The organism is Sinorhizobium sp. FG01, from assembly GCF_002531875.1.
In the GTDB taxonomy this organism is placed as follows: Bacteria; Pseudomonadota; Alphaproteobacteria; order Rhizobiales; family Rhizobiaceae; genus Sinorhizobium; species Sinorhizobium fredii_C.
On sequence record NZ_NWTB01000007.1, the window covers coordinates 282,006 to 303,414 of the forward strand.

The window sequence follows — 21,409 nt, forward strand, 5'->3', positions numbered from 1 at the left end:
GTCAGCGAATGAGCGCCGGCGCGATCGTCGTGTTCAGGAAGAGCTGGATGAAATAGAGGATGACAAGCACGACGAGCGGAGAAAGATCGACGCCGCCCATGTCCGGCAGGAAACGGCGGATCGGCCGGTAGAGCGGTTCGGTCAGTTGGTAGAGCGAGCGGCCGATCATGTTGATCGCCTGGTTGTTCACGTTGATCACGTTGAAGGCGTAGAGCCAGGAGAAGATCGCCGACGCGATGATCAGGAACCACGCGATATTTATGATGAAGTTCAAGGTACCGATGACAGCAATCATGCCAGTCTCCAAATCTATGTCGCCAGACATGTAGACATTGGGAACGAAACGAGCAAGTACGACGCTCGCACCCCGCGCCATCATGTTTAACGATGCGGGGCGTTGTTATCCCCGGAGAGTGCTTCCGCCATGTCGGCCGTCCACACTGCGCATCGTTTCGCCGCCTTCCGGCATGTCGGCTACCGACGCTATTTCGTCTCGCGCTTCCTTGCCTATTTCGCCGTGCAGATCATGGCGGTCTCGGTCGGCTGGCAGATTTACGACCTGACGCGGGATCCTTTCGCGCTTGGCCTGATCGGCCTTTTCCAGTTCCTGCCGTCGCTTCTCCTCATCCTCGTCACCGGCAGCGTGGCGGATCGCTACAATCGCCGCGTCATCATGGGGCTCTGCATGCTCGTCGGCACGCTCTGCGCCGCGGCCTTGCTGGTGCTGACGGTCACCGGCTTGTTCGCGCCCTGGCCGGTCTATGCGATCCTCATCGTCTTCGGCATCGAGCGGGCCTTTCTGACGCCGGCCGCGCAATCGCTGGCGCCCAATCTCGTGCCGGTCGAGGATCTGCCGAATGCGATTGCCTGGAATTCGAGCTCCTGGCAGACGGCGACGATCGTCGGACCCGTGGCGGGTGGCCTGATCTACGGCCTGGGCCCGATGGTGCCCTATACCGTCAGCCTCTGCTTCTTCGCGGCTGCGGCGCTGATGGTGTTTGCCGTGCCGAAGCCCGCCCAGCGCTCGCCCGCCTCGGCGCAGAACTGGCAGACGATCACCGCCGGCTTCCGCTACATCAAGGCCGAGAAGGTCGTGCTCGGGGCGATCTCGCTCGACCTCTTCGCGGTGCTGCTCGGCGGCGCGGTGGCGCTGATGCCGGTTTTCGCGCGCGATATTCTGGTGCTCGGCCCATGGGGGCTGGGCCTGTTGCGCGCTGCCCCGGGCGTCGGCGCCGTCGGCATGGCCATCTGGCTCGCCGCCCACCCGATCTGCAACCGGGCAGGTCTCTCCATGTTCGTCGGCGTGGCGCTCTTCGGCCTAGCCACGATCGTCTTCGGCCTGTCGGCGACGCCGTGGATATCGATCGCCGCGCTCGTCGTCATGGGTGCGGCGGACATGATTTCGGTCTATGTGCGCGAAAGCCTGATCGCGCTCTGGACGCCGGACGAGCTGCGCGGCCGGGTGAATGCCGTCAACGCGGTATTTGTCGGCGCCTCCAACGAGCTTGGCGAGTTTCGCGCCGGCACTATGGCGGCCGGCTTCGGCGCCGTCTTTGCCGTCGTCTTCGGCGGGCTCGGCACGCTGCTGGTGTCGCTCATCTGGGCGACCGGTTTCCCGCAATTGCGCAGGATCGACAGGCTCGACGTGCCGGAGAGGCGCTCGACTGCATAATTTCGGCCGGCGCAGCGAAAATGCAGAAACGGCCCCTCATCCCGCTGCCGCGACCTTCTCCCCGTGTTGACGGGGAGAAGGGGCGACGCCGCGCCGGCCCAAGTCCCCTCTCCCCGTCAAAACGGGGAGAGGGTTAGTCCTCGGGTTAAACCCGAGGAGAGGGGCATTCATCATCGGGCACACGAGGTCCCGCCGCTGTTTCGCCGCGCAAAAAGATCAGCTCGAGAAAATTCTCCATCCAGGTGCGCAAGGGGTGGTCGTGGATCATCCGGCCTTCGAGATGCGCCTTGCCGAATTGGGCGCCGGGCAGCACGAAGCGGTGGGCGCCGTGCACGACCCAGCGATGCATCATCGCGCGCGTCAGTTCGCCGTGGAACTGGATACCCCAGGCGTTCTCGCCGTAGCGAAAGGCCTGGTTCGGATAGGTGTCGCCGGTCGCCAGCAGTTCGGCACCCTTCGGCAGATCGAAGCCTTCGCGGTGGAAGTGGTAGACCATGGCCGGCCAGTCGAGCAGCGCCTTGCCGGCCTCGGTGGCCTCAAGCGGATACCAGCCGATTTCGGTCATGCCCTGGTGATGGGGGGCGACCTTGCCGCCGAGATTGCGGGCGAGCATCTGGGCGCCAAGGCAGATGCCGAGATAGGGCTTGTTTTCGAGGAGCGGCACCGACAGCCAATCGATCTCGCGGCGAACGAATTCCTCCTCGTCATTGGCGCTCATCGGCCCGCCGAAGATGATCGTACCCGAATGACCCTCGAGCGTCGGCGGCAGCTCGTCGCCAAGCGCCGGGCGGCGGATATCGAGGGAAAAGCCCTTCTGCTCGAGAATATGGCCGACGCGGCCTGCGCTCGACCGCTCCTGGTGGAGGACGACGAGGATCGGTCTGTTGGCGTCGCAAGCTTCTCGCGGCATCGTCAGCTTTCCTGTTGTGCCTCGTTCTCCTCCTCAACCATGTCGATCTTGGCCGCTGCCTCCCGCCGTTTCAAGACCCGGTCGCGCCCGGAGACGCCAAGGAGATCGGCGATCCGCCAGATTGCGTGATCTTCCATTTCGCTGCGTGCGCCGTCGGCATAGACGATGTCCCACAGCATGCCGACGAGTTCGATGCGCTGGTCCTCGGAGAGGTGGCGCTTGATCTCGGAAGTGAAGCGGTAGAAGTCGATCGCCTCGCTTTCGGCGGTTTCGCCGGCCGCGACCAGCGCGTTGAGCGCAGCATCGTCGAGCCTGTAGTGCTCCTTGATGATCTTGCGCAACGTGCGGCGTTCCGACGAACGGATGGCGCCGTCCGCCTCCATCACCTGAAAACAGAGCCCGATGACCGCCACGCGCGGATCGTCCTTGTCGATTCGCGCACCCGTACCCGTCAGTTCTTCGAGAAACCCTCGAAACCGTTCAAACATGCCTATGCCCGCAACCCTTGAGACCAGAACTCAGAACAGCCGGAAGGTGGCCTTGCTGCCTTCTTCCACCACCCGCTCGCGCACGCCGGGATCGTCCGGCGGACGCCCGAAGAACGGTGCGGCCTCCTCGTCCGCGGCAGCGGTTTCCTCGCTCTTGGTGGGCGGAACCAAGGGTTCTTTCCGCTCGGGCACCTTTATCGGGGCAGGTGTCGGCGACGGGGGTTCCGCTTCCAGCACGGGAGGGCCTGCTTCAGGCTTGATCGCAGCCGGGGCCGCCGGCGCGATCGCCGGCTGGTCGGGTGCTACCGGAGGCAGGCTGCGGATGGCATCGTCGGGGCTGAGGCGACCGTCCTCGGTGGGGCCGGCAAGCGGCGACGGGGGTGCCTTCCATTCGAAGGCGTCGAGCCGGCCGCTGACCGGCGAGACCGGCAGCCAGGTCGGCGAGGTCACGCCATCGGCGGTCCAGGCCGGGTCGCGCGGGCTTCTGAGCGCCTGCGCCATCCAGTGGCGGATGCGGCCCTCGTCGCCGGTGTCGGCCTCTTCGATGTCGGCAAGCAGCAGGAAGATGCTCTCGCTCGGTGCCAGCCGGACGGCGGCTTCGGCCTTTTCCCGGGCAAGCGCCAGTTCGCGTGCCTCAAGAGCTGCATCGGCGACCGTTGCCAGGCTGACGGCATTGTTGCCGCGGAGCGTTTCCAGCCTTTTGGCGCGCTTCAGCCGGTCGACGGCGGAATCGCCGCCGCGCGCCCGGACGTAAAGCCGGGCCACGTCCGGATGCGGTTCCTGCTTCCAGATTCTTTCGAGGACAGAAGCGCCCTTGCGCAGATTGTCCTCGCGAAACAGCGCCTTGGCGGCGACGAGCGCCGCCGGCACCAGCCGATCGTCGAGCTTCAGTGCGGCGAGCGCGTCGTCGCGGGCGGCCTTCGGATCGGCCTCCAGCTTGCTCGTGGCCCGGGCGGTGAGCAGCACGGCCTTCTTGCGGTTCGCTTCCTTCTTGTCGAGAACATTGGCGGCGCGGCTCTGGTCGAGAAGGTGAATTGCCTCGTCCCACTCGCCCGCCTGGCTACGCTGGTCGAGGGTCGCAAGTGTCGCCCAGGAAAGGTGCGGCGCCTTTTCGGCAGCCCGTTCGGCATATTGGCGGGCGGCCTCGTTGGCACCCAGCCGCTTGGCTTCGAGATAGAGCCCGCGCAGACCAAGCTCGCGTGTCTCCTCGTCGTCCGCCATCAGCTCGAACTTCTTGCGCGCATCGTCATATTTGCCTTCGATCAGCGCCGTCTGCGCCTCCAAGAGGTGGATGAGCGGCTCCTGGTCGACGCGGATCAGGCCGCGCGCGCGGCTGGCCATCTTGCGCGCCAGCGCGGCGTCGCCGGCGCCCGCTGCGATCAGGCCGGTCGAGAGCGCCTGGTAGCCGCGATCGCGCTTGCGGGCGCGGAAGTAGCGCGTCACCGTATAGGGCGACAGCCAGATCGTGCGGATCAGCCAAAGGACGATCAGGATCGCGGCGACGACCGAGATCAGGATGGTGGCGGCGCGCATCAGGCTCATTTCGATGCGCTGGCCCTGCCAGATCAGCGACAGCTCTCCCGGCCGATCCGCCAGCCAGGCAAAGCCGAGTGCGAGCGCAAGGACGAGCAGGATGAAGAACAATATCCGGACCATCTAGTCTTGTTTCCTCCCCTTAGCCTTGGGTGCCGTTTCGCGTCATGGTCGCCGCCACGGCCGCACCGATCGCGGTTTCGACGCGCAGTCGCCGGTCGAGCTTCTCTTTGAAATTCTGGCCCGCCGCTTTCGCCGCGTCAGGAAGGCCTTCCCATTCGAGCGAAGCGCCCTTGAGGTCGCCATTGTTGAGCTTGTCTTCGATGCGGGCGATCATCGCCTCCGGCGTGTCTCCCTCGACGCTGCCGACCGGCCGGACGCGAATGCCGGACATGGCGCTCGAGATGAGCCGGGCAAAAATGCCTTCGTTCGGGTCCGGCTGGTGCAGGGCGTCGAGCATTGCGGTCGCCGTTGCCGGAAACGCCTCACGCAGATCCGTCCGTGTGGCGACGCCGGTCTTGGCGTCCTCGGCAAGCGCTTTCACCGCAGCGTCTTCAGGCGCGATGCTGCGCAACGCGTCGAGTTCGGCGAGAAACGGCCCGCCGCGATCGATTGCGGTCTTCAGCGCGGTGACGGCGACCGCTTTGGCCATTTCGATGTCGTTCACCGGCTCATTAAGCTTTTGCTCGGCCTGGTCGATGCGGCCGGCGAGTTCGGCCTTGGCGGTGTCCGCCGATTGTCGGGCGTCGGCGAGATCGGTTTTCAGCGCAGCGATTTCCTTGGTCAGGTTGGCGACCTCGGCCTGGAGCGCCGTCACATCGGGTGCGTTCGCCGCCGAGGGGGCCGCCTGTTCCAGCGCGGCGAGGCGGCTTTCCAGCGGAGCGAGGTCGACCGCCTCTGCCGCGGCCGTCGGCCGCGACCGGAGCTCGGCCTTGATCGCCTCGATTTCACCCGTCAGGTTCTGCTCGGCCGATCCGTTGCCGCGATCCGGCCCCGGTGCCGGTACATAGCCGGCATATTGCAAGACGCCGGCGCCGAGAAGCGCGACGAGGCCGCCAAGGATGCCGGCGGCAAGCGCCCCGGCGCTCGTCCCCTGCCTTCTCTTCGGTTCGGCTGTCGCGCCGCTGCTCAGATGCGGGGGCTCCTCGTCGAAAGCGGCGGCAGCCGCGTTGGCGCGTTCCTCCTCGGTTTCCGCTTTCCGTTCGGCCTCTTCTTCTACGGCCTTCTCCGCTTCGACGTCGTCCGCCGCAGGTCCGGTCGCGTCCGGGGCCGTTGTCGCCGAGATCTCCGCCGGCTCGTCGGTCACCGGCTCCTGGCTGGCGATCGATTCCGTCTCTTCGGTGACGGTTCTCTCCGCCTCCAGGTCGATCGTCAGCGGTTCCTTTTCCGGTTGCGAGCGGCGCGGCGGCTTCTCCGATACCATAGTGACCTCTTACCGTTCTGTCGGGCTCTGAAAGCCAAACCTAGTCAGGGAAGCGCAACAGGGAAAGTCCCCGGGCCTCGTTTTTGCGGCATTTGCCTTAGATGAGCTGACCGACGGCGGGAAGCCAGCGGAAAATCGTCGCTGCCTTTGCTGATCCCGCCTCAAAGGATCTTCAGCAGGCTTTCCTCGTCGGGCGCAGGTGCCACTTCTGCTGCAGCGCCGCTGGGCAGCGCCTCTTTGACAGTGGCGCTGAGGCAGAGGTAACGGGTGGAAAAGTCGGCGCAATCAACGCCGCTGTCGCGCATCAGCGCGGCAAGCCGCCGAGCCGTTTCGCGTGAGTAGAGCAGCACCGCGTCGAACGGGCCGGAGCGGGTGAGGGCCGGCAGCGTTTCCAGCGGATGGTCGACAGGAATCATGCGGTAGCATTCGACGGTCACGTGATCGATCGCCCGCTGACGAAGCGAATGTTCGAAGCCATCGGCGCGCGGCAAGCCGGCGAAATAAAGCAGAGATCCGGTTCCGGGGCCAAGAAAGCCGGCAACCGTTTCCGCCAGCGCTTCGCCGGTTCCCACGCCGACCCGGACGTCAGTGAAGCCGAGATCGGTGGCGACGGCCGCCGTCGCCGCACCGACGGCGAAAAGCGGCGTCGATAGATGCGCTTGAAGTGCGGGACCGAGCTCGGCCAGAACACGGATCGCCTCGGCGCTGGTCACGGCAATCGCGTCATGGGGCCGCCCGAAGCCGGCGCGGAGCGCGGCGACAAAATGCTGCGCCTGAATCAGCGGCAGGACGGTGGGCTGGTGTCCCATCGCTTCGAGCTTCAGCGCCGTTCGTTCGGCTGCCGGGCGAGGACGGGTGACGAGCACGCGCATCGGTCAGGTCCAGCTCGAAAAGAACCCCGGTCCGGCCTTGGCACGGATCTGTTCGCCGGCCTTGCGCCCAAGTTCCGCCGCCTCCGCAGCCTTGCCGTCGATTTCGATGCGATGCGAGGTGGCGCCGTCGGGCGTCAGGATCATGCCAAAGAAGCGGATATGGGCGCCGTCCGACTGCGCGTAGCCGGCAATCGGCGTGCGGCAGGAGCCGTCGAGCGACGCCAGGAAGCCGCGCTCGCAGGCGACCGCCTCATGGGTGCGCGGGTCGTCGATTGCGGCAAGCAGCGTATTTACCCGGTCGTCGCCGACGCGGCTTTCGATGCAGATCGCGCCCTGGGCGGGGGCCGGCGGAAACGCCTCAGGATCGAGCAGTTCGGTCGGCACGTCGGTCATGCCGAGCCGCTTCAGCCCGGCATAGGCGAGCAGCGTGCCGTCGACCTGGCCTTCGGTGAGCTTGCGCAGCCGCGTCTCGACCTGGCCGCGATAGGTGATGACGTTGATGTCGGGCCTCAGTCGCCGGATCAGCGCCTGGCGGCGCAGCGACGACGAGCCGACGGTGGCGCGCTCGGGCAGATCCACAAGCTTCGGGGCTGTTCGCCCGACGAAGGCATCGCGGATATCCTCGCGCGGCAGGAAGGCGGAGAGACACAGCCCGTCGGGCAGCTTCGTCGGCATGTCCTTTGACGAATGGACGGCGAAGTCGAGATCGCCCGACAGAAGCTGCTGCTCGAGCTCCTCGGTGAACAGGCCCTTGCCGCCGATCTCGGCGAGCGGCCGGTCGGTGATGCGATCGCCCTTCGTCGACAGCACGACGACTTCGAACATTTCCGGCGGCAGGCCATGGGCGGCGGCCAGGCGGTCGCGCGTCTCATGAGTCTGGGCGAGCGCCAGCGGACTGCCGCGCGTGCCGATGCGGAAAGGTTTTGTTTGCATCCTTGGCCATCCGTTGTTACTGCAGGTTTCCTTCGATCGGAAACGATCTGAGAAAAAACCATGCAGCACTTCAAAGCGTTACAGCGTCCTTTGTGCCTCTGAAAGACGCACTGCGCTGTAGGAGTTCCGTGTACCCACCTTTATTGGTGACCGCAATCTTTGAGTATACCACGTCATGTCCCCGCCCTTGCGCATCCTCGGCATTGAGACAAGCTGCGACGAAACCGCGGCTTCCGTCGTGCTGCGCGACGAGGAGGGCGGCGGCCGGATTCTTGGCGACGTGGTGCTGAGCCAGCTTGAAGAGCACAGCGCCTATGGCGGCGTCGTGCCGGAGATCGCCGCGCGCGCCCATGTCGAGGCGCTCGATGCGCTGATCGAGGAAGCGTTGCTGCGGGCCGGGGTGACGCTCACGGACATCGACGCGATCGCTGCGACGAGCGGTCCCGGCCTGATCGGCGGCCTGATCGTCGGGCTGATGACCGGCAAGGCGATCGCCCGAGCGACCGGCAAGCCGCTCTACGCCATCAACCATCTCGAAGGCCACGCGCTGACGGCGCGGCTGACGGACGGACTTGCCTTTCCCTATCTGATGCTGATCGTCTCAGGCGGCCACACGCAACTGATTCTGGTCAAGGGCGTCGGCGACTACGAGCGCTGGGGCACGACCATCGACGACGCGCTCGGCGAGGCCTTCGACAAGACGGCGAAGCTGCTCGGCCTTCCCTATCCGGGCGGGCCTGCGGTGGAACGGGCGGCCCGAATCGGCAATCCCGAGCGCTTCGACTTCCCCCGGCCGCTCGTCGGCGATGCCCGGCTCGACTTCTCCTTTTCCGGCCTGAAGACGGCGGTGCGGCAGGCAGCGCAATCGCTGGAGCCGGTCACCGAACAGGATATCGCCGACATCTGCGCCTCGTTCCAGCGGGCCATTGCGCGGACGCTGAAGGATCGCGTCGGCCGCGGGCTGAAGCGGTTCAAGGGCGAATATCCATCGGTCGATCGGCCGGCGCTGGTCGTTGCCGGGGGCGTGGCCGCCAACCAGACGCTCCGGCAAACGCTGCAGGCGCTCTGCGACACGCACGGCTTCCGCTTCGTCGCGCCGCCGCTTCAGCTTTGCACGGACAATGCGGCGATGATCGCCTGGGCAGGCGCCGAGCGGCTGGCGGCGGGGCTGCCGGCCGACGGGCTCGATGTCGCGCCGCGTTCGCGCTGGCCGCTCGACAGCGAGGCCCGGGCTTTGATCGGCTCCGGAAAACGCGGCGCCAAGGCATGACGGACAGAAGATGAGTGCTAACCAAACGATCGTGCCAAAGATCGCCGTCGTCGGCGCGGGCGCCTTCGGCACGGCCCTTGCGGCTGTTGCGGCGGCAAAGGCCAATGCGGACGTGACGCTGCTTTCGCGCCGCGAGGAAGTGGCGGCGGAATGCCGTCTGACCGGCCGCAACGAAAGGGCTTTGCCCGGCATCGCGCTTCCCGCTGGGCTTGGCTTTTCCGCCGATGCCGCGGCGCTGGCGGGAGCCGATATCGTGCTCTTTGCCATGCCGTCGCAGGAACACAGGACCGCGGCGCAGACCTACGGCGCGGCGATCGGCGCCGATGCGACGATCGTCACCTGCGCCAAGGGCATGGAGCAATCGACCGGCCGGCTGCTGACCGAGTTGCTTGCAGACGAATTGCCGGGCCACAGGATCGGCGTCCTTTCCGGGCCAGGCTTCGCCGCCGACATCGCCAAAGGCCTGCCGACGGCGATGGTCGTCGCCGCTCCCGACATGGCAATTGCGACGCAACTGGCCGAAGCACTGTCCGGACCGACCTTCCGGCTCTACCCGTCGACCGACCGCATCGGCGTCCAGCTCGGCGGCGCGCTCAAGAACGTGCTGGCGATTGCCTGCGGCATCATCGAAGGGGCGGGCCTCGGCGATTCCGCCCGCGCGGCGCTGATCTCCCGCGGCCTTGCGGAAATGTCGCGCTTCATCGCCGCACGCGGCGGCGAGGCCGATACGGTGCGCGGCCTGTCGGGCCTCGGCGACCTGGTGCTGACGGCGACCAGCCACCAGTCCCGCAACCTGCGCTTCGGCATAGCACTCGGCAAGAACGGCCGTGCCGACGGCAGCGGCGGCGAGCTCGTCGAGGGCGCCTTTGCCGCGTCGGTGGCGGGGCGCGTGGCACAGGACCTCGGCATCGAGATGCCGATCACCGAAGCCGTCGCCGCCATCATCGACGGCAGGCTCGATGTGCGCACTGCTCTCGAACAATTGATGTCGCGGCCGATCACCCAGGAGTGACGCCGGCCCGCGCATTCTCATAGGAGGAACCATGCTCTTCGCACTGCTCTGCACGGATAAGCCGGGCGCCCTGCAATTGAGGCTCGACACGCGGCCCGACCATCTCGCCTATCTCAACGACCTCAACGCCAAGGGCGTCCTGAAGATCGCCGGCCCCTTTCTCGGCGCCGACGGCAAGCCGACGGGAAGCCTGGTGATCGTCAAGGCCGAGACGATCGAAGAAGCTGAGGAGATCGCCGCGGCCGATCCCTATGCCAAGGCGGGCCTCTTCGCCAATGTCGAGATCAAGGCCTACAACTGGGTCTTCAACAATCCGGACGCGTGAGGGAGCGATGGCCCACTGGCTCTATAAATCCGAACCCAACAAATGGTCCTGGCAGATGCAGAAGGATGCCGGCGAGAAGGGCACCGAATGGACGGGCGTGCGCAACTATCTGGCGCGCAACAACATGCGGGCGATGAAAATCGGCGACAAGGGCTTCTTCTATCATTCCAACGAGGGGCTGGAGATCGTCGGCATCACCGAGGTCTGCGCCCTTTCGCATCCGGACTCCACCGCTGACGGCGATGCCCGCTGGGACTGCGTCGACATCCGCGCCGTGATCGACATGCCACGTCCGGTCTCCTTGAAGGAAATCAAGGAAAACCCGAAACTCGCCAAGATGTCGCTGGTGACCTCGATGCGCCTCTCCGTCCAGCCGGTGACCGAGGACGAGTGGATCGAGGTCTGCCGCATGGGTGGGCTCGACAACCCGCCGAAGTAATTGCTCTCGGCGCACGCCCCCCCGAGTCTCCAATCTTGAAAACGGATCCGGAAAGCTTCATCCGCGCCAATACCGGCATTCTCTCGCCGCCGCATGTACCGGAGATCCGGCTGCATCTGGCGAGCGAAGCGCATGACCTGTGGCTGAAGACCGAGGAGGAACTGGAGGCGATCGGCCTGCCGCCGCCCTTCTGGGCCTTTGCCTGGGCGGGCGGGCAGGGTCTCGCCCGCTATGTCCTCGATCATCCGGAGGTGGTGCGCGGCCGCCGCGTCGTCGATTTCGCCTCCGGCTCCGGTCTCGTGGCGATTGCCGCCATGCTGGCCGGCGCCGCCGAGGTTCTCGCCGTTGATATCGATCCCTGGGCCGAAACGGCCGTGCGGCTCAATGCGGATCTGAATGGCGTTGAAGTGAGGTTTCTCGGCGAGGACATCATCGGCCGCGAGTGTGAGGCCGACGTCTATCTCGCCGGCGACGTCTTTTACGACAAGGGCTTTGCCGATCTGCTGCAGCCTTGGTTCGAGGCGCTCGGGAGCGCCGGTGCCGCGGTTATCGTCGGTGATCCGGGCCGCGCCTATTGCCCGCGCGAGCGGCTGGCGGCGCTTGCGACCTATGAGGTGCCGGTCACCAGGGCGCTCGAGGACAGCGAGGTGAAGCGGACCACGGTTTGGCGGTTTGGGGCCGCCGACACGAACGTTGGAGCGTGATTGGATCCTTACCGTCAGCGCGCGCGGTAGTCGTCGCGGGCGACCGGGATTCACCCCCCTCTGCCCTGCCGGGCATCTCCCCCACAAGGAGGGAGATCAGCCAGAAGCACAGATGCTGCCCCGCCGCTCCGCCGAAGTTGCCGACTCCGGCCGTAAACCCGCAACGGCGCTGATCGGGCGAGACATCGCCGCTTGCCAATCTCCCTCCTTGTGGGGGAGATGCCCGGCAGGGCAGAGGGGGGTATTAGCACCGCTTCCTGATTTTGGCGCTTTCCTACCCTTCACATCGCTCTACGGCCGGACGACACACACACCGTGCTCCCAGGCGCAGGCGCTGGCATTGGTCTGCGGCGAGACGACGATGATTTTCGGGCGCTCGGCCGGCGGGGCGGCCTCAAGGTTATCCCCGGCGACATAGGAATAGCTGCCGGTCTGGCTGAAATAGATGCCGGTGCCCACATCCTCATAGGCTGAAAGATTGCCGGCATAGGTGCCGAGGCCGGGGATATCGGAGGGGAAATCATAGCCGCCGTCGATGTCGCCGCTATAGCGGCCGGCGCCGTAGCCCCTTCCGTCAATGACGATCCAGGGGCCTCGATTGCGATCACGCCGCACGAAGTGCGGGGGCCAGTGCTTGCGTCGGACATGGCGGGTGCGGGTCTGAACGTCGCGGAGGCCGCCCGTCTCGAAGGACGAGAAATCATCGATGCTGGAATTGACGGAGCGGTGGCGCCGATGGCCGGCGAAATGGCGGAGGTGCCGCGCCTTGCGCCAGGCGCGGTGCGGCGGGCGATCCTTGAGCCGGACATGCCGCACGCGCGTCTCCACGTCCTGGAGGCCCCTGTCGCTCCCGGCGCTCGCAGGCAGGCCGGCGGGGATTGCCAAGGCCAGGGCCAGGAGTAGAACTTTGGTCGCGTGGACCGCGCGCAACAGATTCATTCTGCCATGCCCCTCGGATGCGGTTAACGAACTCTTAACCGCATCCTGATGTAAGCGCTGCCAAATGTCACGAATTTGATTGGCTTTTTCCGGCCTTATCGTTAACGGCGGGATGTCTCCGGCAGACCGGAAAATGCCGCTTTTCGTCTAATCGATTTTATTTATTTTGCACTGCAAACATACTTGTCGTTAAGCAATATGGTGATTAAAGGTCCGAATGACTGAATTGCGCACAATCGGGTGCGATACCGGATTAGAATAGTCTAGTTAAAGGGCGAGAAATCCGGTCATTTCGTGAGGTTCCGATGACGGATGTCACAAGAAGCCGGCCGCTCTCGCCGCATCTTCAAATCTACAAACCAATTCCCACCATGGTCATGTCGATCATGCACCGCATCACCGGCGGCGCACTGTATTTCGGCACGGTCATAGTGGCCTGGTGGTTGATCGCCGCCGCCTCGGGTGCGGCCTATTACGATTGGGTGAACTGGCTGTTTGGCACGCTGATCGGCAAGCTCGTGCTGTTCGGCTACACCTGGGCGCTGATGCACCACATGCTGGGCGGCCTGCGCCATCTCGTCTGGGACCTCGGCTACGGCTACGAAAAGCACTTCGCGACGAAGATGGCCAAGGCGACGCTCGCCGGATCGGTGACGCTGACGCTCGTCATCTGGATCATCGCTTCTCTGCTTCGCTGACAGGGGAAACACCATGGATATGCGCACACCCCTCGGCAAGGTTCGCGGCCTCGGCTCGGCCAAGGAAGGCACGGACCACTTCTGGCGCCAGCGCCTGACGGCCGTTTCCAACATTCCGCTGTTGATCTTCTTCGTTTTCTTCGTCGCCCGCTACGCCGGCGCGCCGCATGCAGAGCTCCTCGCGGCGCTCTCCAATCCCTTCGTCGCGGTGATCCTCGGTCTCGTCGTGACCTCGGCGCTCATCCACATGCGGATCGGCATGCAGGTCATTATCGAGGATTATGTTCATGCGGAGGGCGTCAAGATTGCGCTTCTCATGCTCAATACATTCTTTGCGATCCTGATCGGCGGGCTCTGTCTTTTCGCCATCCTGAAGATCGCTTTCGCAGGATAACTCGCCATGGCATCGATCAGTTCACCGGCTGCAAACGGCAAAGCCTATCAATATGTCGATCACGCCTTCGACGTCGTCGTCGTCGGCGCCGGCGGGGCGGGCCTGCGCGCCACCCTCGGCATGGCCGAACAGGGCCTCAAGACCGCCTGCATCACCAAGGTCTTCCCGACGCGCTCCCACACGGTTGCAGCACAGGGCGGCATCGCCGCCTCGCTGCAGAACATGACGCCGGACAGCTGGCAGTGGCATCTCTACGACACCGTCAAGGGCTCCGATTGGCTCGGCGACGTCGACGCCATGCAGTACCTGACCATGGAGGCGCCGAAGGCGGTCTACGAGCTCGAGCACTACGGAGTGCCGTTCTCGCGCAACGAGGAAGGCAAGATCTATCAGCGGCCGTTCGGCGGCCATATGCAGAATTATGGCGAAGGTCCGCCGGTGCAGCGGACCTGCGCAGTCGCCGACCGCACCGGCCATGCGATCCTGCACACGCTCTACGGCCAGTCGCTCAGGAACAACGCCGAATTCTTCATCGAATATTTCGCCATGGACCTGATCATGGCCGAGGACGGCCGCTGCACCGGCGTCGTCGCCTGGAATCTGGACGACGGCACCATCCATCGCTTCGCCGCGAAGATGGTGGTGCTGGCGACCGGCGGTTACGGCCGCGCCTATTTCTCGGCGACCTCGGCGCACACCTGCACCGGCGACGGCGGCGGCATGATCGCCCGCGCCGGCCTGCCGCTGCAGGACATGGAGTTCGTGCAGTTCCACCCGACCGGCATCTACGGTTCGGGCTGTCTGATCACCGAAGGGGCGCGCGGCGAGGGCGGCTATCTCGTCAACTCGGAAGGCGAGCGCTTCATGGAGCGTTACGCTCCGTCGGCCAAGGACCTCGCCTCGCGCGACGTCGTCTCGCGCTGCATGACGCTGGAAATCCGCGAAGGCCGCGGCGTCGGCAAGAACAAGGATCACATCTTCCTGCACCTCGACCATCTCGATCCGGCGGTGCTGCACGAGCGGCTGCCGGGCATCTCGGAATCGGCGAAGATCTTCGCCGGCGTCGACGTCACCCGCGAGCCGATCCCGGTGCTGCCGACCGTTCACTACAACATGGGCGGCATCCCGACCAACTACTGGGGCGAGGTGCTGAACGCCGACGCTCAGAACCCCGAGCGCATCGCGCCCGGCCTGATGGCGGTCGGGGAAGCCGGCTGCGCCTCCGTGCATGGCGCCAACCGGCTGGGCTCCAACTCGTTGATCGACCTCGTCGTCTTCGGCCGCGCCGCGGCGATCCGCGCCGGCCAGATCATCGACCGCCAGGAATCGATCCCGGCGCTTGATGCGGCCGCCTGCGATCGCATCGTCGAGCGCTTCGACCGGCTGCGCCATGCCAAAGGCGGTACGCCGACGGCGGTGCTGCGCGACAAGATGCAGCGCGCCATGCAGGAAGACGCGGCCGTCTTCCGTACCCAGGAATCGCTCGAATCCGGCTGCCGGCGGCTATCGGAAATCTGGAAGGAACTTTCCGACATCAAGGTCACCGACCGCTCGATGATCTGGAATTCCGATCTCGTCGAGACGCTAGAGCTCGAGAACCTGATGGCGAACGCTATCACCACGGTCTACGGCGCCGAAGCGCGCAAGGAAAGCCGCGGCGCACACGCCCGCGAGGACTACAAGGATGGTCCGCTCGGCGGCCGCGACGACATGAACTGGCGCAAGCATACGCTGGCCTGGGTCAATGACGCCGGCGACGTCCGGCTCGAGTATCGTCCGGTGCACACCGAGCTGATCGCCGACGGCATCGATCCGAAAAAGATCGAGCCGAAGGCGCGGGTATACTGATCTCGAGGACTAAGGCACATGGTTGAACTCGCTCTCCCGAAGAACTCGCAGGTTAATGAAGGCAAAGTCTGGCCGAAGCCGGTCGGCGCAACCAATCTGCGCGAATACCGCGTCTATCGCTGGAACCCGGACGACGGCAAGAACCCGCGCATCGACACCTATTACATCGACATCGACGACTGCGGCCCGATGGTCCTGGACGGGCTGCTGTACATCAAGAACAAGATCGATCCGACGCTGACGCTGCGGCGCTCCTGCCGCGAGGGTATCTGCGGCTCCTGTGCGATGAATATCGACGGCACTAACACGCTCGCCTGCACCAAGGGCATGGAGGAGATCAAGGGCACGGTGAAGATCTACCCGCTACCGCACATGCCGGTGGTCAAGGACCTGGTGCCGGATCTCACCAATTTCTACGCCCAGCACCGCTCGATCGAGCCCTGGCTGAAGACAGTGTCGCCGACGCCTGCCAAGGAATGGCGGCAGAGCCACGAGGACCGCCAGAAGCTCGACGGGCTCTACGAGTGCATCCTCTGTGCCTGCTGCTCGACCTCCTGTCCGAGCTACTGGTGGAACGGCGACCGCTATCTCGGTCCCGCCGTTCTCTTGCAGGCCTATCGTTGGCTGATCGACTCCAGAGACGAGGCGACCGGCGAGCGGCTCGACAATCTCGAGGATCCTTTCCGTCTTTACCGCTGTCACACGATCATGAACTGCGCCCAGGCCTGTCCCAAGGGGCTGAATCCGGCCAGGGCGATCGGCGAGATCAAGAAGATGCTGGTCGAGCGGCGGTTCTAAAGCGTCCCGGGCTCAAAAATCATCGAAATTGGACGGCGGGCAGAGGGCCCGCCGTCTTGCTTTTCACAACTCTCGCATCGACGTGTCGGTAAGTGAATTGAAAGCCGCCGCGAGGCGCATAGGTATTAGAGGGTGGAGGGTCGCTGATGCTTCTCGCTCGCCTGCTTGTCGCAACTGCCGTAAGCTGTCTCCTGCCGTCGGCGCGAGCAGCCGAGCCGCAACACGCGATCCTCGCCGGCGGCTGTTTCTGGTGCGTCGAGAGCGATTTCGATGACGTGCCGGGCGTTGTCGAGACGATTTCCGGCTATGCCGGCGGCAGGAGCGAAAATCCGACCTATCAAGATTATGCGAAGGGCGGCCACCGCGAGGTGGTGCGGATCAAGTTCGATCCCGACAAGGTCTCCTATGCGGAACTCGTCGGCGTGCTGTTCCGCACGACCGACCCGACCGATGGCGGCGGCCAGTTCTGTGATCGCGGCTTCTCCTATTCGACGGCGATCTACGCGCTCGATGAGCAGCAGGCGATGCAGGCGAAGGCCGAGAAAATCAAGGCCGAGGCGGAACTCGGCAGGCCGATCGTGACGCCCGTCGAGGGCCCCGCGAAGTTCTGGCCGGCCGAAGACTACCACCAGGATTTCGCGACGCGGAATCCGATCCGCTACTGGTATTACCGCAATGGCTGCGGCCGCAACCGGGCGGTCGAGGCCCTTTGGGGTGAGCGGGCCTATGCCGGCGTCAGCCATTAAGCTTTCGCCGCAAGCGTTTCCATCGTGCAACAGCCAAGGCCGAAACGTGGTGCCTTGATCTCACGGGTGGATTTGCTGTAATTCGGCCTTTATTATCGCATTGCATCATCGTTCGAGGACAATATAGGGGGTAAAGACATGCGGGTTTTTCATGCGGCGGCGGGGCTTGTTATTGTGCTTGCGCTGACCGGATGCCAGCGGACATCCTTTGGCGGCTTCGGTTCCCAGGATGTTTCTGCCGCGCCTGCTCCCCTGCAAGCGCAGCCGGTGCCGTCGGTCTCGGCGGGCCAGCTGCCCGATCCGACGACGAGCACCTCGCAATTCCCTAGCGCTCCGACAGGCACCCCGGCCGGCGCGCCCGCGGGCACGCAGGTGGCCGCCGCCACCAACGCCCTCGACGTGACGAAGGAATCCATGGTCGGCAACTGGCGCGTTTCGAGCGCCGGCAGTTCCTGCGACATGTTCCTGACGCTGACCAATCTCGGCAGCGGCTCGCGCGGCGGCACGCGCGGCTGCGCCGGCGAACTGACGGCGATGGGATCGTGGGAAGTGGCCGGTAAGCAGGTCGTGCTCAAGGATCGCAGCGGCAATCCGATCGCCCGCCTCTACAAGACCGCCGATTCGCGCTTCGACGGCTCGACCAATGGCGGCCAGCCGGTCAGCCTCAGCCGCTGACCTATTCTCGGTCCGGCTTTCCGGACCTCGAGACGGCCTGTCGTCGGGGTGGGGCTTCCGCCTGCAGCCTTAAGTCTCACCTCCCAAAACAGCCCCTGGTCTATCCAGGTGCACCGTGCTCAATCCTGACGACAGTATTCTCCACAGACTCGAAGCGCTCGTTGCGGGCGGAGAGCGGCAGCGTGACCCGGCGCAATTTGCAATCGCAAGACGGCTCGACCATCTGACCGCGGAGCTCATGGCCAGCCGGCCGTCGCGCAAGGCGAACGCGCTCGGCTGGCTGTTCGCGGCCCGCAAGAAGGACCAGGCGCCGGTCAAGGGTCTCTACATCCATGGCGGCGTCGGCCGCGGCAAGACCATGCTGATGGACATGTTCTTCGACGCGGTGCCGATACAGCGCAAGCGGCGCGCCCATTTCCACGAGTTCATGGCGGATGTGCACGAGCGCATCTACAAGCACCGGCAGAGGCTGAAGAACGGCGAGACCAAGCAGGCCGATCCGATCCCGCCGGTCGCTTCCGAGCTCTTTGCCGAGGCGCGGCTCCTGTGTTTCGACGAATTCTCGGTGACCGACATTGCCGACGCGATGATCCTCGGACGCCTCTTCGGCGAACTCTTCGCAAAGGGCTGCGTGCTCGTCGCGACCTCGAACGTGGAGCCTTCCGAGCTTTATCGCGAGGGGCTCAACCGCGGGCTGTTTCTGCCTTTCATCGATCTCCTGAAGGCCCATGCGGAACTCATTTCGCTCGACACGGACACCGACTATCGCCTGCGCAAGACGGACGGAAATCCCGTCTGGCTGTCGCCGCTCGGACCGGAAGCGGAAGCCGCGATGGATCGCGCCTGGTATGTCGCGACCAACGGCGCGCCCGCCGGGCCGGCGGAGATCGGCCGGAAGGGGCGGAAGATCCGCGTGCCGGATGCGGTCGGCGACTGTGCCCGCTTCACCTTTGCCGATCTCTGCGCCCAGCCGCTCGGCGCGGCCGACTATCTTGCCATCCTCTCGCACTACAGGACGATCTTCCTCGACCACGTTCCGCATCTCGGGCCGCATATGCGCAACGAGACGAAGCGCTTCATCATGCTCGTCGACGCGCTCTACGACCAGGGCGCCCGTCTCTTCGCCTCCGCCGCTGCCGAACCGGAACGGCTGCTGATCGCCAAGAAGGGCATTGAAGGCTTCGAATTCGACCGGACGGTTTCCCGTCTGATCGAGATGCAAAGCGAGGAATATGCCGCGCAACATACTGAAAACACGGCCTTTCCATGACGTAACGATGACTGACAATCTTACCTTTACGTAAGAATTTTTTGATCTAACCGATTGAATTTGCTCCATCAGAAACTATGGATTGATATTTTGCCATTTGCCGTTTAAGGGCTTTCCGCGAGGGTTTGGCGTTTGCCGCGTTTCAGGCCTCGATCATGGATCACAAAGGAAGCACTTTCATGGCGCGCAACAAGATCGCACTTATTGGTTCAGGGATGATTGGTGGCACGCTGGCGCATCTCGCCGGCCTGAAAGAATTGGGTGACATCGTTCTGTTCGATATCGCCGACGGCATCCCCCAGGGTAAGGGCCTCGACATCGCCCAGTCCTCGCCGGTCGAAGGTTTCGACGCATCCCTGACGGGCGCAAGCGACTATGCGGCGATCGAAGGTGCCGACGTCTGCATCGTCACCGCCGGCGTTCCGCGCAAGCCCGGCATGAGCCGCGACGACCTGCTCGGCATCAACCTGAAGGTCATGGAACAGGTCGGCGCCGGCATCAAGAAATATGCTCCGAACGCCTTCGTCATCTGCATCACCAACCCGCTCGACGCCATGGTCTGGGCGCTGCAGAAGTTCTCCGGGCTGCCGAAGAACAAGGTCGTCGGCATGGCCGGCGTGCTCGACTCCTCGCGCTTCCGGCTCTTCCTTGCCCAGGAATTCAACGTTTCGGTTCAGGATATCACCGCCTTCGTTCTCGGCGGCCATGGCGACACGATGGTGCCGCTCGCCCGCTATTCGACCGTTGCCGGCATTCCGCTGACCGACCTCGTGCAGATGGGCTGGGTCACCAAGGACCGTCTGGAAGAAATCATCCAGCGCACCCGTGACGGCGGCGCTGAGATCGTCGGCCTTCTGAAGACCGGCTCGGCCTATTACGCTCCGGCCGCTTCCGCGATCGAAATGGCCGAAGCCTACCTCAAGGACAAGAAGCGCGTGCTCCCCTGCGCGGCGCATCTATCCGGCCAGTACGGCGTCAAGGACATGTATGTCGGCGTGCCGACGGTCATTGGCGCCGGCGGCGTCGAGCGCATCATCGAGATCGACCTCAACAAGGGCGAGAAGGAAGCCTTCGACAAGTCGGTCGCCGCCGTCGCCGGGCTTTGCGAAGCCTGCATCGGCATCGCGCCCAGCCTGAAGCAGTAATCGCCTCACGTCGGGCGGACATCCAGATCCGCTCGGCCTCCTCTTTGTTTTTGCCGCATTGGTGCGTAGGTGCCCCACCTGCCCGCACAATGCTCCCAGACAGGAAAACAACCATGAACATTCATGAGTATCAGGCCAAGGCTCTCCTGAAGAGCTATGGCGCGCCGGTCGCGGAAGGTGTCGCGATCTTCTCCGCCGACGAGGCTGAAGCCGCTGCCAAGTCGCTCCCGGGCCCGCTTTACGTGGTCAAGAGCCAGATCCATGCCGGCGGTCGCGGCAAGGGCAAGTTCAAGGAACTTTCCGCCGACGCCAAGGGCGGCGTGCGTCTCGCCTTCTCGGTCGATGAAGCCAAGGCTCATGCCAAGGAAATGATCGGCAACACGCTCGTCACTGCGCAGACCGGTGCTGCCGGCAAGCAGGTGAACCGCCTCTACATCGAGGACGGCGCCGACATCGATCGCGAACTCTATCTTTCGCTGCTCGTCGACCGCTCGGTCGGCCAGATCGCCTTCGTCGTTTCGACGGAAGGCGGCATGGACATCGAGGCTGTTGCGCACGACACGCCGGAAAAGATCGTCAACGTCGCGATCAACCCGGAAGCTGGCGTCACCGCCGCCGATCTCGCCAAGCTCACCTCGGCCCTGAAGCTCGAAGGCGAAGCCAAGGCTGACGCCGAAAAGCTCTTCCCGATCCTTTACAAGGCCTTTGTCGAGAAGGACATGAGCCTGCTCGAGATCAACCCGCTGATCGTCATGAAGAACGGCCGCATGCGCGTTCTCGATGCCAAGGTCTCTTTCGACGGCAACGCCCTGTTCCGCCACGACGACATCAAGGCGCTGCGCGACGAAACCGAAGAAGACGCCAAGGAAATCGAGGCCTCCAAGTGGGATCTCGCCTATGTCGCGCTCGACGGCAACATCGGCTGCATGGTCAACGGCGCGGGTCTCGCCATGGCGACGATGGACATCATCAAGCTTTACGGCAAGGAGCCGGCGAACTTCTGCGACGTCGGCGGTGGCGCCGGCAAGGAGAAGGTCGCGGCAGCCTTCAAGATCATCACGGCCGACCCGAAGGTCGAGGGCATCCTCGTCAACATCTTCGGCGGCATCATGAAGTGCGATGTCATCGCTGAAGGTGTCGTTGCGGCCGTGCAGGAAGTCGGCCTCAAGGTTCCGCTGGTCGTTCGTCTCGAAGGCACGAATGTCGAGCTTGGCAAGAAGATCCTGAACGAATCCGGCCTGGCGATCACCGCCGCCGACGATCTGGATGACGCTGCCAAGAAGATCGTCGCTGCGATCAACGGCTAACTGAAGGA

Annotated in this window: 23 protein-coding genes; 15 read left to right on the plus strand and 8 right to left on the minus strand. The window is 64.5% G+C overall.

What is annotated here, in order from left to right; genetic code table 11:
- Position 1 precedes the first annotated feature (1 nt).
- On the minus strand, positions 2-295 hold the full coding sequence (locus CO656_RS13710; RefSeq protein ID WP_012709685.1) for a YggT family protein: 294 nt from the start codon (positions 293-295) through the stop codon (positions 2-4).
- A 129-nt stretch (positions 296-424) separates the two neighbouring features.
- On the opposite strand from CO656_RS13710, the gene CO656_RS13715 reads away from it, so the two are divergent.
- Positions 425-1,672 carry an MFS transporter gene (locus CO656_RS13715; RefSeq protein ID WP_097526147.1) on the plus strand — a complete coding sequence of 416 codons (1,248 nt, stop codon included), beginning with the start codon at positions 425-427 and terminating at the stop codon, positions 1,670-1,672.
- A 145-nt stretch (positions 1,673-1,817) separates the two neighbouring features.
- Here CO656_RS13715 and CO656_RS13720 read toward each other — a convergent pair whose 3' ends face one another.
- The 6 genes from CO656_RS13720 to hemC all read right to left on the minus strand — a co-directional run bounded on the left by CO656_RS13720 (position 1,818) and on the right by hemC (position 7,831).
- Positions 1,818-2,582, minus strand: a complete 765-nt coding sequence (locus CO656_RS13720; RefSeq protein WP_097526148.1) for a glutamine amidotransferase — start codon at positions 2,580-2,582, stop codon at positions 1,818-1,820.
- 2 nt (positions 2,583-2,584) lie between these two features.
- Positions 2,585-3,070, minus strand: coding sequence for a TerB family tellurite resistance protein (locus tag CO656_RS13725; protein WP_037417803.1), 486 nt, complete (start codon positions 3,068-3,070; stop codon positions 2,585-2,587).
- Between the two features lie 30 nt (positions 3,071-3,100).
- A complete protein-coding gene (locus tag CO656_RS13730; RefSeq protein WP_097526149.1) occupies positions 3,101-4,726 on the minus strand; it encodes a heme biosynthesis protein HemY in 1,626 nt (541 codons plus the stop codon).
- A 19-nt stretch (positions 4,727-4,745) separates the two neighbouring features.
- Complete coding sequence (locus CO656_RS13735) at positions 4,746-6,026, minus strand: COG4223 family protein (protein WP_097526150.1); 1,281 nt, start codon at positions 6,024-6,026, stop codon at positions 4,746-4,748.
- A gap of 161 nt (positions 6,027-6,187) precedes the next feature.
- Positions 6,188-6,898 (minus strand): uroporphyrinogen-III synthase, encoded by a 711-nt coding sequence (locus tag CO656_RS13740; RefSeq protein WP_097526151.1) that lies wholly within the window; start codon positions 6,896-6,898, stop codon positions 6,188-6,190.
- Between the two features lie 3 nt (positions 6,899-6,901).
- Complete coding sequence (gene hemC / locus CO656_RS13745; protein ID WP_097526152.1) at positions 6,902-7,831, minus strand: hydroxymethylbilane synthase; 930 nt, start codon at positions 7,829-7,831, stop codon at positions 6,902-6,904.
- A 175-nt stretch (positions 7,832-8,006) separates the two neighbouring features.
- Between hemC and tsaD the strand changes: the two genes are divergently transcribed.
- From tsaD to CO656_RS13770, 5 genes are read left to right on the plus strand one after another with little or no spacing between them, the layout of a single operon-like run.
- The gene (gene tsaD / locus CO656_RS13750) at positions 8,007-9,101 is read left to right on the plus strand and encodes a tRNA (adenosine(37)-N6)-threonylcarbamoyltransferase complex transferase subunit TsaD (RefSeq protein ID WP_097526153.1); all 1,095 of its coding nucleotides are present in this window, start codon (positions 8,007-8,009) and stop codon (positions 9,099-9,101) included.
- 10 nt (positions 9,102-9,111) lie between these two features.
- Positions 9,112-10,113, plus strand: coding sequence for an NAD(P)H-dependent glycerol-3-phosphate dehydrogenase (locus tag CO656_RS13755; protein WP_097526154.1), 1,002 nt, complete (start codon positions 9,112-9,114; stop codon positions 10,111-10,113).
- 31 nt (positions 10,114-10,144) lie between these two features.
- The gene (locus tag CO656_RS13760) at positions 10,145-10,438 is read left to right on the plus strand and encodes a YciI-like protein (protein WP_037417790.1); all 294 of its coding nucleotides are present in this window, start codon (positions 10,145-10,147) and stop codon (positions 10,436-10,438) included.
- A gap of 7 nt (positions 10,439-10,445) precedes the next feature.
- Positions 10,446-10,877: an EVE domain-containing protein gene (locus CO656_RS13765; protein ID WP_037417789.1), complete on the plus strand. Its 432-nt coding sequence runs from the start codon at positions 10,446-10,448 to the stop codon at positions 10,875-10,877.
- A gap of 35 nt (positions 10,878-10,912) precedes the next feature.
- Positions 10,913-11,581, plus strand: coding sequence for a methyltransferase (locus tag CO656_RS13770; protein WP_037417788.1), 669 nt, complete (start codon positions 10,913-10,915; stop codon positions 11,579-11,581).
- A gap of 291 nt (positions 11,582-11,872) precedes the next feature.
- Here the strand turns inward: CO656_RS13770 and CO656_RS13780 are convergent, their stop codons facing one another.
- Entirely contained in the window at positions 11,873-12,520 is a 648-nt protein-coding gene (locus CO656_RS13780) for a hypothetical protein (protein ID WP_097526155.1), read from the minus strand.
- Between the two features lie 305 nt (positions 12,521-12,825).
- Between CO656_RS13780 and sdhC the strand changes: the two genes are divergently transcribed.
- The 9 genes from sdhC to sucC all read left to right on the plus strand — a co-directional run bounded on the left by sdhC (position 12,826) and on the right by sucC (position 21,401).
- Entirely contained in the window at positions 12,826-13,218 is a 393-nt protein-coding gene (gene sdhC, locus CO656_RS13785; protein ID WP_097526156.1) for a succinate dehydrogenase, cytochrome b556 subunit, read from the plus strand.
- 13 nt (positions 13,219-13,231) lie between these two features.
- Positions 13,232-13,612, plus strand: a complete 381-nt coding sequence (gene sdhD, locus CO656_RS13790) for a succinate dehydrogenase, hydrophobic membrane anchor protein (RefSeq protein ID WP_037417785.1) — start codon at positions 13,232-13,234, stop codon at positions 13,610-13,612.
- A 6-nt stretch (positions 13,613-13,618) separates the two neighbouring features.
- Positions 13,619-15,460: a succinate dehydrogenase flavoprotein subunit gene (sdhA, locus tag CO656_RS13795; protein WP_097526157.1), complete on the plus strand. Its 1,842-nt coding sequence runs from the start codon at positions 13,619-13,621 to the stop codon at positions 15,458-15,460.
- An 18-nt stretch (positions 15,461-15,478) separates the two neighbouring features.
- Positions 15,479-16,258: a succinate dehydrogenase iron-sulfur subunit gene (locus tag CO656_RS13800; protein WP_037417782.1), complete on the plus strand. Its 780-nt coding sequence runs from the start codon at positions 15,479-15,481 to the stop codon at positions 16,256-16,258.
- A gap of 146 nt (positions 16,259-16,404) precedes the next feature.
- Positions 16,405-17,004 (plus strand): peptide-methionine (S)-S-oxide reductase MsrA, encoded by a 600-nt coding sequence (gene msrA, locus CO656_RS13805; protein ID WP_097526158.1) that lies wholly within the window; start codon positions 16,405-16,407, stop codon positions 17,002-17,004.
- Between the two features lie 138 nt (positions 17,005-17,142).
- Positions 17,143-17,679 carry a protease inhibitor Inh/omp19 family protein gene (locus CO656_RS13810; RefSeq protein WP_037389823.1) on the plus strand — a complete coding sequence of 179 codons (537 nt, stop codon included), beginning with the start codon at positions 17,143-17,145 and terminating at the stop codon, positions 17,677-17,679.
- 115 nt (positions 17,680-17,794) lie between these two features.
- A complete protein-coding gene (gene zapE, locus CO656_RS13815) occupies positions 17,795-18,949 on the plus strand; it encodes a cell division protein ZapE (protein WP_097526159.1) in 1,155 nt (384 codons plus the stop codon).
- Between the two features lie 179 nt (positions 18,950-19,128).
- Positions 19,129-20,094, plus strand: a complete 966-nt coding sequence (mdh, locus tag CO656_RS13820; protein WP_064242549.1) for a malate dehydrogenase — start codon at positions 19,129-19,131, stop codon at positions 20,092-20,094.
- A gap of 113 nt (positions 20,095-20,207) precedes the next feature.
- Positions 20,208-21,401, plus strand: coding sequence for an ADP-forming succinate--CoA ligase subunit beta (gene sucC, locus CO656_RS13825; protein WP_037417773.1), 1,194 nt, complete (start codon positions 20,208-20,210; stop codon positions 21,399-21,401).
- The last annotated feature ends 8 nt before the right edge of the window (positions 21,402-21,409 follow it).

Bases quoted from the DNA above. Each gene is read 5' to 3' on its own strand.
- CO656_RS13710 (WP_012709685.1), bottom strand. From the start codon at position 295: ATGATTGCTGTCATCGGTACCTTGAACTTCATCATAAATATCGCGTGG.
- CO656_RS13715 (WP_097526147.1), top strand. From the start codon at position 425: ATGTCGGCCGTCCACACTGCGCATCGTTTCGCCGCCTTCCGGCATGTC.
- CO656_RS13720 (WP_097526148.1), bottom strand. From the start codon at position 2,582: ATGCCGCGAGAAGCTTGCGACGCCAACAGACCGATCCTCGTCGTCCTC.
- CO656_RS13725 (WP_037417803.1), bottom strand. From the start codon at position 3,070: ATGTTTGAACGGTTTCGAGGGTTTCTCGAAGAACTGACGGGTACGGGT.
- CO656_RS13730 (WP_097526149.1), bottom strand. From the start codon at position 4,726: ATGGTCCGGATATTGTTCTTCATCCTGCTCGTCCTTGCGCTCGCACTC.
- CO656_RS13735 (WP_097526150.1), bottom strand. From the start codon at position 6,026: ATGGTATCGGAGAAGCCGCCGCGCCGCTCGCAACCGGAAAAGGAACCG.
- CO656_RS13740 (WP_097526151.1), bottom strand. From the start codon at position 6,898: ATGCGCGTGCTCGTCACCCGTCCTCGCCCGGCAGCCGAACGAACGGCG.
- hemC (WP_097526152.1), bottom strand. From the start codon at position 7,831: ATGCAAACAAAACCTTTCCGCATCGGCACGCGCGGCAGTCCGCTGGCG.
- tsaD (WP_097526153.1), top strand. From the start codon at position 8,007: ATGTCCCCGCCCTTGCGCATCCTCGGCATTGAGACAAGCTGCGACGAA.
- CO656_RS13755 (WP_097526154.1), top strand. From the start codon at position 9,112: ATGAGTGCTAACCAAACGATCGTGCCAAAGATCGCCGTCGTCGGCGCG.
- CO656_RS13760 (WP_037417790.1), top strand. From the start codon at position 10,145: ATGCTCTTCGCACTGCTCTGCACGGATAAGCCGGGCGCCCTGCAATTG.
- CO656_RS13765 (WP_037417789.1), top strand. From the start codon at position 10,446: ATGGCCCACTGGCTCTATAAATCCGAACCCAACAAATGGTCCTGGCAG.
- CO656_RS13780 (WP_097526155.1), bottom strand. From the start codon at position 12,520: ATGAATCTGTTGCGCGCGGTCCACGCGACCAAAGTTCTACTCCTGGCC.
- sdhC (WP_097526156.1), top strand. From the start codon at position 12,826: ATGACGGATGTCACAAGAAGCCGGCCGCTCTCGCCGCATCTTCAAATC.
- sdhD (WP_037417785.1), top strand. From the start codon at position 13,232: ATGGATATGCGCACACCCCTCGGCAAGGTTCGCGGCCTCGGCTCGGCC.
- sdhA (WP_097526157.1), top strand. From the start codon at position 13,619: ATGGCATCGATCAGTTCACCGGCTGCAAACGGCAAAGCCTATCAATAT.
- CO656_RS13800 (WP_037417782.1), top strand. From the start codon at position 15,479: ATGGTTGAACTCGCTCTCCCGAAGAACTCGCAGGTTAATGAAGGCAAA.
- msrA (WP_097526158.1), top strand. From the start codon at position 16,405: ATGCTTCTCGCTCGCCTGCTTGTCGCAACTGCCGTAAGCTGTCTCCTG.
- CO656_RS13810 (WP_037389823.1), top strand. From the start codon at position 17,143: ATGCGGGTTTTTCATGCGGCGGCGGGGCTTGTTATTGTGCTTGCGCTG.
- mdh (WP_064242549.1), top strand. From the start codon at position 19,129: ATGGCGCGCAACAAGATCGCACTTATTGGTTCAGGGATGATTGGTGGC.
- sucC (WP_037417773.1), top strand. From the start codon at position 20,208: ATGAACATTCATGAGTATCAGGCCAAGGCTCTCCTGAAGAGCTATGGC.